This is a genomic window from Shewanella sp. Scap07 (assembly GCF_013394145.1).
In the GTDB taxonomy this organism is placed as follows: Bacteria; Pseudomonadota; Gammaproteobacteria; order Enterobacterales; family Shewanellaceae; genus Shewanella; species Shewanella waksmanii.
In genome coordinates this window covers 891,427-906,043 of sequence record NZ_CP041329.1, presented here as the reverse complement: position 1 = coordinate 906,043, position 14,617 = coordinate 891,427, and the positions used below count along the sequence as shown (strand labels likewise).

The window sequence follows — 14,617 nt, the reverse complement described above, 5'->3', positions numbered from 1 at the left end:
GCGATTTCGCCCAATTGAATATAAATTGTTGCTAAAGCAATACTCAGTTTAGCTCTACCCGTTTGCTCACTTGTATGCCTAAGCGTTTGGCTAAACGGTTTAAATTAGCACGATCCACATTCAGTGATTTAGCTGCGGCAGACCAATTTCCTTGATGGTCAGCCAGTTTTTGCATAATCAATTGTCGCTGAAATGCTTCCGTTTGCTGCTTGAGATTAAGCTGAGTATCAACAGCTACTGCAGCGCTGGCTGCTATGGGCTGCGTATCGGATTGCTGCGGCATGGTCAACGCCAGATGAGTTAAACCGATACGCACAATATCGGAGCGACTATCACCACGGGCACGCAGCGCTGCACGACTAATTACATGTTCAAGTTCACGCACATTGCCGGGCCAGTCATACGCCGACAATAAGGCTAAAGCATCTGCGGTTATCGCCAACTGCCCCATTCCTAACTTACGCCGAGTAAGCTCAATAAAGTAGCCTGCCAGCAAGCTGATATCGCCGCCACGTTCGCGCAGTGCTGGCACTTGCAACGGATAAACACTGAGGCGGTGGTATAGATCAGCGCGAAAACGCCCCTGTTCAACTTCAACGGCAAGTTGACGATTGGTCGCTGCTACAATGCGCACGTCGACGTGCTCAATACTGTCTTTGCCAACCACTTGGATCTCTTGATTTTGCAGGGCACGTAACAGTTTGCTCTGTACCGCAAGCGGTAGCTCACCAATCTCATCAAGAAAAATAGTGCCGCCACTGGCGAGGCTGAACTTACCCACACGGTCACGATCTGCACCGGTAAAAGCACCTTTTACGTGACCAAACAACTCACTTTCAATCAGGGTTTCCGGCAATGCGGCGCAGTTAACATAAACTAACGGGGCATCACGGCGAGAAGAGCGAGTGTGAATGGTTCTGGCCACCAGCTCCTTGCCGACACCGGTATCGCCTTCAATCAGTATCGAATAGTCAGAGCCTGCCACCATGTCAATTTCATTTTTAAGCTTGAGCATGACCTCGCTGTCACCGATAAGCTCGCCGCCATCTTTCACCAAGGCTTCATGGGTTAACTCAGCGACCACTTGCTGACTATGCTGCGAATGACTTTCTAGCTCCTGCAGCATCATGGCAGTATTTAAGGTGGCAGCGGACATAGCTGCGATAATATCCAAGCTGCGTTTGGGAATATCATCAAACACATTGGGCACCATGCTGTCTAATGTCAGTACCCCGATTAGCTGATCATTGGCCAGCAGTGGCAGCCCCATACAAGCATGCACAGGCAGATCGCCATCGTGAACCAATAACAGGCCATCGTAGGGATCAGGTAAGCCACAGTCTGCAGCAAAGCGTACCGGCTCCGTTGACTGACATATCTGTAAAAAACGCGGGTGGGCACCAATCTCAAATCGTCGCCCTAAGGTTTCTTTGGCAAGCCCTTGCAGTGCCAAAGGTTTAAGCTGCTCACCTTGTACATGTAGCAATACCACCGCATCACAATCCACCGCATGGCGCACCGTACTCAGCAAGCGATCAAACCTGTCTTTATCCGCCAAGCTTTGGGTCAAATCTAACGCTAAGGCAATTAGCGCAGCAGAGGAGATTTCGCTCATGTTGTCATCCTAGTTCAGCAGCTTAATTTGGCACGATGCCAAGTCATCGGCGCGATATCAGTCTAACACCACAGTCAAAAAGATACCAAGTAGTCTTTTTGACAACAGAAATAGTGAGTCATAAAGACTCTTTTTATCAATATGAAAATCATAATCAATTGATTATTAGTGATTTTTATAATTGGCACGATTATCGCTATTACAGTGTTAGTTACCCAAAATAAATTATCGCCGACACCTCAACATTGCCGTCACGATAATGGCTTATTAAGGAGCATTACTATGCAAACCATGACCTTAACAACTCCCGATTATTTCGCGACGCCATCGACTCATGCCCAAATCGCTCAAGGTTCCAGTTTCTATCAGCGTGTGCAGTCGGCGGGCAACATCACTATGGCTATCGCCGTGATCGGCATGTTGCTCAGCATATTGGTGGGATACACCTTTGCCACTCATTTCTCTTTAGTGGCCCAAGTTGCCAGCCATATAGCGCTCATCCTATTCGCAACCTTTATCAAAATCGGCTACGTGGTGCGCTGTATCGGCTTAGATGGACTGGGGTACAAACAGCTTTAATTGGCCGCTGACAAGTTAGCAGCGTTAGCTGTCTCTAGCCAACGACTAACCCCCTTAACTCACAACTCGACAAATCGATAACAAGAAGCAGGCTATGGCAAAACAACCCATTAAGCTAAATAGCAAAACTATCCTAAATAGTGATGGTCAGCTCAGCCAAATATCTCCACAACGTACTGTTGGATTGACCGACACGATTGCTAAACACCCGCTGTGGGAGCTGGCTTTTCGCCCATGGTTTATCGCTGCCAGCCTACTATCTTGTATCAGTATGCTAGCTTGGTGGTTAGCGCTTACGGGTAACGACATAATGCTTAGCAATAGCAGCTTATCGCCTGTCGTTTGGCATATCCATGAAATGCTATTTGGTTTTGGGGCCACTATCGCTGTCGGCTTTTTATTAACCGCCGCACAAACATGGACCGGCAAGCAGAGTATTCATGGCTGGGGATTGATTGCGTTGACCCTGATCTGGCTAGTGGCTAGAGGCCTGATTTGGTTTGCTACAGACGGACTACAATGGCTGACTGTCGGCATGCAAAGCCTGTGGTGGTTAATCAGTATCACCTACCTCGCGATGATGGTAGTCACTGCTAAAAGTCAGCGTAACTATCAATTCATTCCATTGCTAAGCATGATGATGCTGCTCAATATTGGGGTTTTGCTCAGTGACTTTGCTAACAACACTGCACTGGCTCTGCATTTATCTCGCTCGGCAATTTTAGTCTTTGGCCTGCTAGTCGGCATAGTCGCGGGCAGAGTTATCCCCTTTTTCACCGGTCGCGGCGCGCAACATGCCAAGGTCGCAGCAACGCCCATGCTCGATAAGTTACTGCTCATAAGTACAGTCATCGGCGCCAGTGTATTTCTGCTAGGTTATTTTGTGCCATTACCTTTCACGCCCGCTAGTCTGTTGATTCTCAGTGGCACCTTACACTTGATGAGACAGTATTTTTGGGCGCCACTGGCAACCGCCAAGGTCCCTCTGCTGTGGTCTTTGCACGCATCATACTTTGCTTTAGCCATTGGTTTAATCGGCTTAGGGCTAAGCTATCACGTCGAGACTATTCGTTTTGCCGATGCATTACACATGATCACGGTCGGCACGATAGGCGCGATGATCTTAGCGATGATTTCACGGGTCTCTTTAGGCCATACCGGACGTGCACTGAGTGTCCACCGCAACATGATTGCTGCCTTCGCATTGCTGCTGATAGGCGCTGTCGTGCGGGTCGCATTGCCAAGCGTTGGCCAACCGATACTTGGCTGGCAGCTCAGTGCTGGCTGCTGGATTATCGCTTTTGGGCTATTTCTTTGGCACTACATACCGATCCTCACAGCTGCAAGGGCCAGTAAATAAGCTTAAAGCTGAAGAACCCGACACTTTATTCACCTGAAGCAATAACTTGGCCTGATTGGGCTAATATATGGGTAGTCAGCATTGGCTACCGATAATGACAACAAAAAAGGATATATCGATGTTATCTGCGCAACATATCAATACCGTAAAAAGTACCGTGCCATTACTAGAATCAGCGGGCACTGCCATTACTGAACATTTTTACCAGCGTATGTTTAGCCACAACCCTGAGCTAAAAGATATTTTTAACTTGAGCCACCAACATTCTGGCGGCCAAAGTGCGGCGTTATTCAATGCCATTTTGGCCTATGCCAAACACATCGACAACCTTGCGGCATTAGGTAGCGCAGTGGAACGCATTGCCCATAAACACACGAGCTTTCATATTCAGCCCGAACACTACCCTATCGTAGGCCATCACTTAATTGAGACACTGAGAGAACTGGCACCTGATGCGTTTACCGCTGAAGTAGAAGAAGCTTGGACCGCAGCTTATGGGCTGCTGGCCAATGTCTTTATAGATAAAGAAGCCAGCTTGTATCACGCCAGCAGTCACAAGACCGGCGGTTGGCAGGGCCCAAGGGGGTTTATCATCAGTGACAAGGTCATTGAATCTGAGTTAGTCACAAGTTTTATCCTCAGCCCAGAAGATGGTCTCGCGGTCGCCGATTACCTACCCGGACAATACATCGGTATTAAAGTTGCTCCCGACGGTCACCCACATCAAGAGATCCGCCAGTACTCGCTATCTGATAAGGCCAATGGCACTCACTATCGTATTTCTGTCAAACGCGAGTCTGCCAATGCGGCTGCAACAGGCGAGTCAGCAGTGGATGGTGTTGTGTCCAATTATCTGCATCACAGCGTAAACGTGGGTGACCGTGTCGAGTTGTTTGCGCCTGCCGGTGATTTCCATTACCAAGATAATGATAAGCCAGTTGTGCTCATTTCTGCCGGTGTGGGGATCACCCCAATGCAGGCGATGCTAGAAACCTTAGCCAGTAATAAACATCAACATGGCATCACTTATTTGCATGCCTGTGAAAATGCGGCGCAGTTATCATTTCAATCACGTGTTGCACAATTAAGTGAAGCATTACCGCTGCGCAGCCACCTATGGCTTAATCAGCAGCAAACAAGTGACTCGATCAAGGGTACAGAGGTTCACCAGGGCCTAATGCAACTGGCTCCTATAGCCGAGCAATTACCCCTTAATGATGGTGATTTCTATCTTTGTGGACCCGTTGCTTTTATGCGCGCAGTGCAGCAGCAATTATTAGCGCTGGGCGTGCAGAGCGATGCCATTCATTATGAAGTTTTTGGTCCCCATGCCACGCTCTAATATTGACAAGTTCGAGTGATAAAAACGGGCATCATTGATGCCCGTTTTTTTATAGGAAAGTACAAATTTCATCCAGCGATTTTTTCTTAGTTGAATGCTCAGGAATGGTGGCATCGTCATCAGGATAACCCACCACTATCAGCATATAAGGCCTATCAACATCATTGTCTCGGTTACAGACTTTACTCAAAAAAGACATAGGCTTAGGCGTATGGGTTAGTGTACCTAATCCAGCATGATGCAAGGCTTGTAGCAAAAAGCCTGTGGCAATGCCAACCGACTCATGAACGTAGTAATTAGTCGTATCTTCATTGTTATCTAGGCCGCCACGTTTTTGTGAAAACACCGCAATGAGCCACGGCGCTTTTTCAAGGTAGCTTTTATTAGCATCGGTTCCCAACGGCTTCAGTGCTTCTAGCCATTCTTCGCCAGCTCTGCCCTCATAGAAAGAACGCTCTAACGCCTCTGCTTGCTCGCGAATTTGCGCTTTCACTTCAGGATCGCTAATGGCGACAAAATGCCAAGGTTGATGATTGGCACCACTTGGCGCTGTCGCTGCAGTCTGAATACACTTGGCAATAATTTCCTGCGGCACAGGCTTGTCTGAAAACATCCGAATACTGTGCCGGCGCTTCACTTCTGTATATTGCTCAGTGGCACGGGTAAGCATCTCAGCTTCACTGTATTTAATAAAATCGGTGAGTGGGTGATGAATCTCTGACATGCGCAATCCTTAGTCTAAAACAGTGCCAATAAACGATGACTCAAACTAGCAAACCTGACAACAAAAATCAGCTTTTCTAAGCAACGCTAAAATAACTCATCCTTGTAGCAGTTGCTTTACACAGCCTCAATTTCATTGCGCACGCAACAAAACTTTACCGATTAATACCAATAGCCGAGCCCCTTGGATGTTAAGATACTGTAAACTAGCCAACTATCATTGCCGGTAAGCAACCCAATCGCGCAGATAATTTGGCCAACTCCATATAAAGTGACCTTTAACTATGTTGACTCATCGATGGGCACCACTCGTTTTGTTATGCATATTCGTGTTGAGCAGCTTTTACACCGCGGCCCAGGCCAACACGCGTCAAGCGATTGCCTCGATTGACATTAGCCATGAATATCACCAGCCCATCGGCGAGCACAGCTATGTTTATCACCCCAAACAGCCCATCCAAGCAATACAAGCAAGGCAGTTGTTTCAACAAGGTCAATTTACGCGACAAAATAGCCCGACCATTAACTTCGGCATTGGAGCGAAGCCTACCTGGATAGCCGTTGAATTTCTCAACCCCAACGACAAGCCAACAAGCCGATTCTTTCAAATCAAAAACTCCTGGTTAAACCGCATCGAGCTTTACCAGTTTCATCAACAAGCTGTGACTAAAGTGCGTATTTTGGGGGACCAATACCCGTTTGATCAACGTGCTGACAACGGCCGTTACTTCAATAGCATGCTGATGCTACCGCTGGGTAAATCGCAGCTACTACTTCATATTACCAGCCCAGACCCTATGGTCGTGCCGATGTATTTACTCACCCATAATCAAGCGGCAGACGAGCTGGAGTTTGAAAGTTATACCTACGGGTTTATTTATGGCGCAATAACCTGTTTATTGATCTATAACCTGATGCTGTTTATCGGTATGCGTAGCATCAGTTACCTACTCTATTCCTTGTTTTTGTTTTCTTTTTTACTAATGAACATAGCCTATACTGGCCATGGGTTTCGCTGGTTCTGGTCTAACACTCCTATGTGGCAACAGTGGGGCTTACCACTACTGATGATGGCCTTCAACGTATTTGGCTTGCTGTTTGCGTTACGGTTTTTAAATATTCGCCAACTCTATCCGCGGCTACATAGGTTAATCAGTACTATCTGCATTGGTTTCCCTGGTCTCTTTGGCTTAGCGTACCTGTTTGACGACCAGGTGATGGCATTGATCCTTGCCTTTGATTTTATGCTGTTGTTCTCTTTTCTGATGCTGATGTTGGGGTTCTTTGCATGGCGCGCCAATATGCCCAACGCGAAAATTTTTCTGCTGGCATCGGTATCATCAATGTTAGGTACTGCGACGACCGGTCTTGCTGTTATTGGCGTAATTCCCTACAGCAATATGACCTTTAGAGCAGGAGAAGTGGGCTTACTGATTGATGTGGTCTTACTGGCTTTAGCGCTGGCGAACAAGTTTAGAATTAGCGAGCGCGACAAACTGCACGCCGAATACATGGCTAAAACGGATCCACTCACAGGTTTGAACAACCGCCGGGCTTTTTATCAGAAAACCCAACAGTTTATTAAGGCCAGCAAAGCAGATAAGAGCCTAGTTGTTGTGATCATCGATATTGATCATTTTAAAGCGATTAATGACAACTACGGTCATCAAACAGGTGACAAGGTATTGATTGCAATTGCTAAACAGATCCAGGCTAGCCAACGACAGCAAGATATCGCCGCTCGCTGGGGGGGAGAAGAGTTTATTATCGTATTACCGCAAACCAAGATGAAAGCAGCTCAGGCCATTGCTGAGGGTATACGCCAGCGCATTTCACAATTGAGGTTCAGTGCTGATGCTAGCGATCTTGCCGTTACAGCTAGTATCGGCCTCGCATACGGGCACCTGCGTAATACCGCCTTCGATGAGTTAATCGAACAAGCCGATAAACAGCTGTATCAAGCCAAAAGCCAAGGCCGCAATCAAACTTGCCCCTTGATAGCGCAAACCGCATAGCCTTGCTAGCGGGTAAAGGGTTTACATACAAAAAAGCCATAGCGTCAGCTATGGCCTTTTTTATGGCTACGTTGCCCGCGAGTGGATAGCGCAACTAGAAGTTATATCTCACATTAGCGGTAATGGTACGGCGCTGACCATAGAAACAATCACCGCGTGCTAAACAGCTAGTAATAACGGTGTCATCGGTAATGTTATCGACGTTAACGCTAATATCAAATTGGTCAAACTCGTAGCCAATCATCATATCAAACAGGTGATAAGCATCCGTATTTAACGCATTATGCGCTACCGTACCATCAGGCAATACGACATCAATACTGCCATCAGAGGTTTCGCCAACATAACGGAAACCGACACCGGCTTTGAAGCCTTGCCAGAAAGACTGTGGTCGATAGGTTAACCAAGTCGACAACATGTGATCTGGCATAGCGGCTAACTTAGCGCCATCTTCACCTAACGTTGAACTATGTTTGGTTGAGTCGGTATAGGCATAACTTGCATAGACATCAACCTCATCCCACTCTAACTGCGCTTCAAGCTCTAGACCTTGAATTTCAACTTCACCTAATTGTAAAGTCAGATCTGGCCCTGCCGACTGCTTGCGGTTTTTGTCGGTGATATCAAATACCGATGCGGTGAATAGATGCTCAGTGCCACTGGGTTGATACTTAACCCCCACCTCATACTGCTCACCTTCTTGTGGCTTAAATGGTGTACCCACTTCATTAGAGCCATAAATAGGTAGAAACGATTGTGAGTAACTTGCATAGGGTGCAATACCCGAGTCGAAGCTATACAAAATTCCCAATCTACCGGTTGTGGCACTTTGATCTTGAGTGCCTTCTGTGGCCGTGTCAGATTCGACTTGATCGTGTCGCAAAGCACCACTGATCACCCAACTACCGAACTTAATCGAGTCTTGCAGGTATATACCCAGTTGCTGGCTTTTCTCTGCTGGCGAATCAGGAATATCCGCATCAGTCGGATACTGCTCTGGGTTAACGCCGTATTGCGGATCATAAATATCAATCAAGCCACCGCCGTTCCAAACAAATAGACGGTCGGTATCAATTTCCACATCTTGATAATCAACACCGAAGGTTAAGTTGTGCTCCACTGAGCCGGTGTCAAACTTGGCTTGTAGGCGCAGATCTGAAGTATATGCCTCTGCCGTTGCATCACTCATTGAAATTGAGCGTAATAGCGAGCGATTGTCTGCTTGCAAGGCAAATGGCCAAGCATACATAGTACGGTAAGTCGATTCACTGTCTACGTATCGCGTCGCCCAATGCAGCGACATATAGTCATTAAGCTCTTGATCGACTAATAAGGTGATCGCACGCTGCTGCGTGTCATATTGGTCAAACCCAGGCTCACTGACAAAACGCTCACTTGGGATCTGGCCATTAGGCGCAGGCAGGATTGTGCCAACATGAGGGAAAAACTGGGTGCTTGAACCCGATTCATTCTTTTGCAAGTTAGCCAGTAAGGTAATCTTAGTGCTATCTGTGGCAAACCAAGTTAATGCAGGGGCAACAAAGTAGCTGTTATCTTCAACATGATCGGTTTGGGTATCACTATCACGGTATAAGCCGGTTAAACGGTATAACCAGGTTTCATCTTCATCAATGGCGCCGGTAACATCTGCGGCTAGTTGCTTGCGATCGTAGTTACCAACTTGTGCCCAAATTTCACCTTTTTGCTCAGCTTCAGGGCGCTTAGTCACTAAGTTAATGATACCGCCCGTTGAGCCTTGACCATAAAGTACTGATGAAGGACCTTTAAGAATTTCAATCTGCTGCAACATATAGGGATTGGTACGGACATTGTTATAATTACCAAACATCATCTGTAAACCATCTTGATATTGCAGGGGCGACACGCCACGAATTTGTGCCCAATCACCACGCGTGTCGACGCCATAGGGACCATTATAGACCCCGGCCACGTATCCTATGGCGTCTTGTACGTTTTCTGCCCCTAAATCAGTAATACGTTTTTCGGTTAATACCGAGATTGAAGACGACGTTTCAATAATCGGCATGTCCGTTTTAGCCGCAGAAGCACTGACATAAGAGATCAGGCCTTTACCACTAATGGTGATGATCTCCATTTCACTCTCATCTTCCGCTGCAGTTGTCGTTGGTTCTTCTGCCCAACTAGGCAGTGCAGTTAGCGACATTGCGAGTAGCAACCCTGGGTACTTTAACTTAAACATTTGGTCCATCTTCAGCCTCTATGACAAAACAAGCGGGATTCTAAATACAATAAAAAGGCCAAGATCTTAATGAAAACGATAATTACTCTCAACATAATTTACATTTAAGATACGAACGTGAAGAATAAGCAAATAAGCAGGCTAATATTTTGATTTAAATAGCAAGGTTGGGTGACCGAAAGCGACTTGGTGCATATAGCGCGGTTGATAGAGCATTGCTGAGACAGCGCATAAATTGACCCAAGCTTAATAGTTTGGCTAACGGCTGCCTTAGCTAAACCAAGACAACCGCAAAAGTGGAGGTAATGACATTGATGCTGGTGTTGCTAAGAGATATTAAGATTCCAATAACTGCTTCAAGGCTGCCAGCCCTTGGCTTAAATCGTTATCAATCATGGTTTCAAAATCGATAAACCACATCATCAAATTCATCGGATAATCAAGATGCCCAGTAAAACCCCAAGTAACTTGAGTATTATCAGCATCAATAGGGGTGACAATCATGTACGCCGGTGACACTGCCTCAAAAGGCGCTAAAAACCTGAGCTCATAATCAATGCGTTGCCCCGGTACAATCGCGGTGATCTCTTGCTCACCCTCGCCCACATCCGGATTATCGCTTTTCCAGGCAGACACAAAACCCACTTGGCCATCTTCGCCGCGATAGCTTTTTTGCATCTGTGGGTCCATCTGCGCCCAGACACTAAAATTATCTTGGTTTTTAAGTAACACCACATAGTCATAAACGGTTTGGTTATCTCGAGCAATATCAACGCTGGTAACCACTGAGTAGTTTTTTGGCGCAAACAGTGCCAGTACAAACGGCAGCGCAATGAGTACAGCAAAGATGATGAGTACTTTTTTAAGCATGAGGTCTATTCCCTGTTAACGTTATCTATTAACCATAGGAACTAACTGTGCTTGCCGTCAAATAGTTAACCAATTTAATCAGTTGGAATGGATAATTTGGCAATAAAAAAAGCAGGCTAAGCCTGCTTTTCTTGAATCAGGTGCCACTTACAACTTGGCGAGTTGTGCTTGCAGTTTCTGGTTCTCATTTTCAATGTGCTTGTAGAACTCACAGTCAGACAACTTTGATGCAGCAGCTTCATCGATGACTAAAACCGCATCGCGATGTAATTGCAACGCAGATGCTGGGCAAGATGCCGTTAGCGCACCTTCTACTGTTGCTAAAATAGCATCGGCTTTGTTTTCACCGGTAGCCAATAGCACGACTTTTTTGGCATCTAAAATCGTACCTATCCCCATGGTGATAGACAGGTGTGGTTGATATTCGTCGGCAGCAAAAAAGCGGGCGTTATCGTCGATGGTGGCTTTGGTTAAGGTTTTCACTCGAGTACGAGACATCAAGCCAGATGAAGGTTCATTAAAACCAATATGACCATTACGCCCGATACCAAGCAGTTGAATATCCACGCCGCCTGCGGCCACGATTTGCTGCTCATAACCTTCACAGGCTGCAATAGGATCGCTGGCATCACCGGGTGGCACGTGAGTGTTGTCTTTGTTGATATCAACATGATCAAACAACTGCTCGTTCATGAAGTAACGATAACTTTGTGGATGGCTACCCGCTAAGCCTAAATACTCATCGAGGTTAAACGTGGTGACATCCTTAAAACTGATCGCCCCTGACGTGGCTGCGGCTATCAACTTTTGATAAAGCGCAACCGGGGTTGAACCTGTGGCTAAACCTAAAACTGAGTTAGCTTTTTTCTGCAGTTGTTTGATAAAAATATTGGCACCGTAAGCCGCCACTTCATTACTGTCTTTTAAAATCACAATTTGCATAACGTTGACTCTATAAATGGAGATTGAATGTGGCTAAAGCGCCTAAGTGCACCAACCCAGCTTCAGTAACTGCTGATGCCTGACATTAACTCAGCGTTAATGCCATTTATTAACATAACTATAACCCCAAATGACAGCGCTGTCATCTATTAACTGTAAGCCAAAGTACATGCAGCTCCCTCTAAATGCCGTTACACTAGCTGCCTACCCTAAGCTAATTACAGTGCATTATGTCTGCTGCCCATTTTCGATGCTTTAAACCCTACGGCACCCTAAGCCAATTTGTCCCCGAGCAGCGTAAACGTAAGCCATTATTGGCTGACTTAGGCTCTTTTCCTCAAGGAATTATGGCTATTGGTCGGCTAGACCATGACTCTGAAGGACTCATCTTATTAACCACAGACGGCAAAATGAGCCATTATGTACGCAGCAAAAACGTTGAAAAAGAGTACTACGTTGAAGTTGACGGCTTGATAACCAAAGCGGCTATACAGCAGTTAGGCCAAGGTGTGTGTATTACCCATAAAGGCCAGCCCCACCAAACCCTACCTTGCCAAGTCAAGCGACTCGATAGCGTGCCCGACTTGCCAGACCGCGGCCGTAAAATCCGCGACGCTCGCCATGGTCCCACTAGCTGGGTGTCAATTGTGATTAATGAGGGTAAACACCGCCAAGTGCGCAAAATGACCGCTGCAGTGGGTTTTGCTACTCTCAGGCTGGTCAGAGTTCGAGTCGGGCACATCCAACTCGGTGATATGCAAGTTGGCGAGGTTTTACCGCTAAGTAATGTGGATATGCAACCTTTTGTGGGGAGTTAAAGGGATTAACATTGTAGTGCTTTGTCCCCTGTACTTCCCACCAAAAGCGATGCCCAGTCCAGTTTTCAGTGAAGTTAACAAATAACCCAGCATTGATTATATCAGCCTAGTTGCCTGCCGCAGGCTATTGTGCAGATACAACTACGAGACGCAGCAAGTACATCCCTGTAAGCTCTACCAAAACATCCATGTTTTGGAAGCTCGCAACTGTATCTACACCACAAATTTGTTTCTTGCCTGTGTACAATTTCATTTTTGTGATACGAGTGATTTCCAAACACTGTTTGGAACAACGTCGTGGCGCTTTGCCCACACCCAAGCTTTCGACCAAAAGCTTTATTTTGTTCAAATGTAAGTGAACCTGACATTGATTGTATCAGCCTAGTTGCCTGCCGCAGGCTATTGTGCAGATACAACTACGAGACGCTGCATGATGTTGATATAAAAAGATCCCTGTAAGCTCTTCCAAAACAGCCTTCCCTAAGGTTTTTATAGAGCTCGCCCCCGTTAGCCTTATCCTGAGCGACATACTGATAAACCCACTCATGGAAAAGTGCTAACCCTATCATGGCTCCCACATTGCTGATTTGCTCAGGGCTCCATTGGTATTCAAGCATTAACTCAGCAAAAATAACCGCCTTTTGGCTTACCTTATACTTAGCGGCTGAGTTCTTCCTGTCCGCTGTTAACTGTTGCACAAGCGCTGGCTCATAGCCTTTTTCAGACCTGTTTCTGGCAAGCTCTCGGCTAATACTTGAGGGATGAACCCCGATAACTCTGGCAATGCCTGCTTGTGAATAACCTTCAGCAAGTAAAGCTGAAATCTTTGTCCTTCGGTCAACGGTTGGTAGCTCATGGTAATACTGCTTTGATTTTGGCGAAGAGAAGCTTACCACTATCGGCAGTTGACCTCTTCTCGCCTAACTATCCATGAGCATTGCACTTATTATCTGAATTCAGGCTCTTGTTATTTGATTGAGTAAAGTTCTCGGCCGATATAAGCCTTAACTCGATCTTTATCGCCTACAACTAACTCCCAACCTTCTAAGTCGTAGTGCTTTGCAAGGAACCTATTGCGATGGAAGCTCCAAACAATGCAGCCAATCAAGCCAACAATTGACGCCATAATTTCTAGGTCTGGAGTGCAGCTAATTGCTACCCATCCAAGCCATACAGCGAAATAAATACCGCCTGTTTTAAAGTTGCCCCTAAAAAAGTCAGGGAAGTACATAAAAAAGAATGTTGTCCAAGAGAAACCCAACTTCACTTCTTTTAGTTTGCCGCTGAACTTGTTGCGGAAAATTACTCGATCACTCACTGTTAATACCCTTGTTGATGGTTATTTGTTTAAGCGTTGGCACGCCTTAATGTCTGAATAGTTTCGTGAGCGAACCTTTCGGCAAAGTGCATTGAACGCTCGGAATAGGTAAGCAATTTGCGTCAACCTCGCTTTATCCAGTTGGCTAGCAAGGTGCTTATGCGCTTTACACCTTGAGCTGTTCCAGCTAGAGCCAGTAGAGAAAGTGCGATAATTGACTTTTTTATTTTGATTTCAACTTTCTTCTTGTGATATTGAGGATTTATACAATTTACCAGCCAATAAAACGAGTTAGTTACTATAGGAAAAGCCTATAGATTTAGGCTTTGTTGCTTAGATCGATGGAACTAAATCAAGAAGCCACTTTCTGTTCGGCTACTTTATTAACTAGATATTTTTACTGTGCATCTGCTTTCCAAGCTCCGTTTGGATTAACATCGTGGCACTTCGCCCATACCCGACAAAAGGGAAACAACAGCATTTCCCTTTTCGATATCCCTTGCCGTTCCCGCGAAGTGCTAATCCTCGTGCTACAGAGTGAATTATCTAGCACCTCATAATCGCCATCCATGGCTCATCTGAGGCTATGTCAGCGTCCTGCCTCCAACACGTGAATTAACTCAACGCATTCGGGCACTTCCAAGGGAATCAGTTGAACCTGCAAGTGCACTTGAGCTGTTCTCGTGTTTATTTGAATGTTCCCAATGAATTGAGGGCGCAGAGAAAATAACGTGAGGCTGACAAGGATGTCAGTCTAGCTTTCGGGGGCCATAGATGGCCCGTTGGAAGCATTAGCATTTTCACTCTTAACAAT

At 46.1% G+C, this 14,617-nt stretch carries 12 protein-coding genes; 5 read left to right on the top strand and 7 right to left on the bottom strand.

Annotated elements, in window-relative coordinates; all coding sequences use genetic code 11:
• Nucleotides 1-43: 43 nt before the first annotated feature.
• Nucleotides 44-1,615 (bottom strand): nitric oxide reductase transcriptional regulator NorR, encoded by a 1,572-nt coding sequence (norR, locus tag FLM48_RS03875; protein ID WP_179023592.1) that lies wholly within the window; start codon nt 1,613-1,615, stop codon nt 44-46.
• Nucleotides 1,616-1,897: 282 nt separating this feature from the next.
• Here norR and FLM48_RS03870 point away from each other — a divergent pair, with 282 nt between their 5' ends.
• The 3 genes from FLM48_RS03870 to hmpA all read left to right on the top strand — a co-directional run bounded on the left by FLM48_RS03870 (nt 1,898) and on the right by hmpA (nt 4,896).
• A complete protein-coding gene (locus FLM48_RS03870) occupies nt 1,898-2,194 on the top strand; it encodes a hypothetical protein (protein ID WP_179023590.1) in 297 nt (98 codons plus the stop codon).
• A 94-nt stretch (nt 2,195-2,288) separates the two neighbouring features.
• On the top strand, nt 2,289-3,554 hold the full coding sequence (locus tag FLM48_RS03865; RefSeq protein WP_179023589.1) for an NnrS family protein: 1,266 nt from the start codon (nt 2,289-2,291) through the stop codon (nt 3,552-3,554).
• Between the two features lie 118 nt (nt 3,555-3,672).
• Nucleotides 3,673-4,896: an NO-inducible flavohemoprotein gene (gene hmpA / locus FLM48_RS03860; protein ID WP_179023587.1), complete on the top strand. Its 1,224-nt coding sequence runs from the start codon at nt 3,673-3,675 to the stop codon at nt 4,894-4,896.
• A gap of 49 nt (nt 4,897-4,945) precedes the next feature.
• Here hmpA and FLM48_RS03855 read toward each other — a convergent pair whose 3' ends face one another.
• A complete protein-coding gene (locus FLM48_RS03855; RefSeq protein WP_028772471.1) occupies nt 4,946-5,620 on the bottom strand; it encodes a nitroreductase family protein in 675 nt (224 codons plus the stop codon).
• A 328-nt stretch (nt 5,621-5,948) separates the two neighbouring features.
• On the opposite strand from FLM48_RS03855, the gene FLM48_RS03850 reads away from it, so the two are divergent.
• The gene (locus tag FLM48_RS03850) at nt 5,949-7,634 is read left to right on the top strand and encodes a diguanylate cyclase (protein ID WP_179023585.1); all 1,686 of its coding nucleotides are present in this window, start codon (nt 5,949-5,951) and stop codon (nt 7,632-7,634) included.
• Between the two features lie 94 nt (nt 7,635-7,728).
• Here FLM48_RS03850 and FLM48_RS03845 read toward each other — a convergent pair whose 3' ends face one another.
• The 3 genes from FLM48_RS03845 to nagB all read right to left on the bottom strand — a co-directional run bounded on the left by FLM48_RS03845 (nt 7,729) and on the right by nagB (nt 11,667).
• Nucleotides 7,729-9,864, bottom strand: a complete 2,136-nt coding sequence (locus FLM48_RS03845; RefSeq protein WP_179023583.1) for a TonB-dependent siderophore receptor — start codon at nt 9,862-9,864, stop codon at nt 7,729-7,731.
• 327 nt (nt 9,865-10,191) lie between these two features.
• Nucleotides 10,192-10,725, bottom strand: coding sequence for an SRPBCC family protein (locus tag FLM48_RS03840; protein ID WP_179023581.1), 534 nt, complete (start codon nt 10,723-10,725; stop codon nt 10,192-10,194).
• Nucleotides 10,726-10,872: 147 nt separating this feature from the next.
• Complete coding sequence (gene nagB, locus FLM48_RS03835) at nt 10,873-11,667, bottom strand: glucosamine-6-phosphate deaminase (RefSeq protein WP_179023579.1); 795 nt, start codon at nt 11,665-11,667, stop codon at nt 10,873-10,875.
• 230 nt (nt 11,668-11,897) lie between these two features.
• On the opposite strand from nagB, the gene FLM48_RS03830 reads away from it, so the two are divergent.
• The gene (locus tag FLM48_RS03830; RefSeq protein WP_179023577.1) at nt 11,898-12,485 is read left to right on the top strand and encodes a pseudouridine synthase; all 588 of its coding nucleotides are present in this window, start codon (nt 11,898-11,900) and stop codon (nt 12,483-12,485) included.
• Nucleotides 12,486-12,901: 416 nt separating this feature from the next.
• Here FLM48_RS03830 and FLM48_RS03825 read toward each other — a convergent pair whose 3' ends face one another.
• Both FLM48_RS03825 and FLM48_RS03820 read right to left on the bottom strand, forming a co-directional pair.
• Nucleotides 12,902-13,381: a helix-turn-helix domain-containing protein gene (locus tag FLM48_RS03825; protein ID WP_179023575.1), complete on the bottom strand. Its 480-nt coding sequence runs from the start codon at nt 13,379-13,381 to the stop codon at nt 12,902-12,904.
• A 71-nt stretch (nt 13,382-13,452) separates the two neighbouring features.
• Complete coding sequence (locus tag FLM48_RS03820; RefSeq protein ID WP_179023573.1) at nt 13,453-13,803, bottom strand: DUF2628 domain-containing protein; 351 nt, start codon at nt 13,801-13,803, stop codon at nt 13,453-13,455.
• Nucleotides 13,804-14,617 lie beyond the last annotated feature (814 nt).

Coding starts and splice junctions, on each gene's coding strand:
- FLM48_RS03845 (WP_179023583.1), bottom strand. CDS start 9,864: ATGGACCAAATGTTTAAGTTAAAGTACCCAGGGTTGCTACTCGCAATG.
- hmpA (WP_179023587.1), top strand. CDS start 3,673: ATGTTATCTGCGCAACATATCAATACCGTAAAAAGTACCGTGCCATTA.
- FLM48_RS03840 (WP_179023581.1), bottom strand. CDS start 10,725: ATGCTTAAAAAAGTACTCATCATCTTTGCTGTACTCATTGCGCTGCCG.
- FLM48_RS03855 (WP_028772471.1), bottom strand. CDS start 5,620: ATGTCAGAGATTCATCACCCACTCACCGATTTTATTAAATACAGTGAA.
- norR (WP_179023592.1), bottom strand. CDS start 1,615: ATGAGCGAAATCTCCTCTGCTGCGCTAATTGCCTTAGCGTTAGATTTG.
- FLM48_RS03870 (WP_179023590.1), top strand. CDS start 1,898: ATGCAAACCATGACCTTAACAACTCCCGATTATTTCGCGACGCCATCG.
- FLM48_RS03830 (WP_179023577.1), top strand. CDS start 11,898: ATGTCTGCTGCCCATTTTCGATGCTTTAAACCCTACGGCACCCTAAGC.
- nagB (WP_179023579.1), bottom strand. CDS start 11,667: ATGCAAATTGTGATTTTAAAAGACAGTAATGAAGTGGCGGCTTACGGT.
- FLM48_RS03865 (WP_179023589.1), top strand. CDS start 2,289: ATGGCAAAACAACCCATTAAGCTAAATAGCAAAACTATCCTAAATAGT.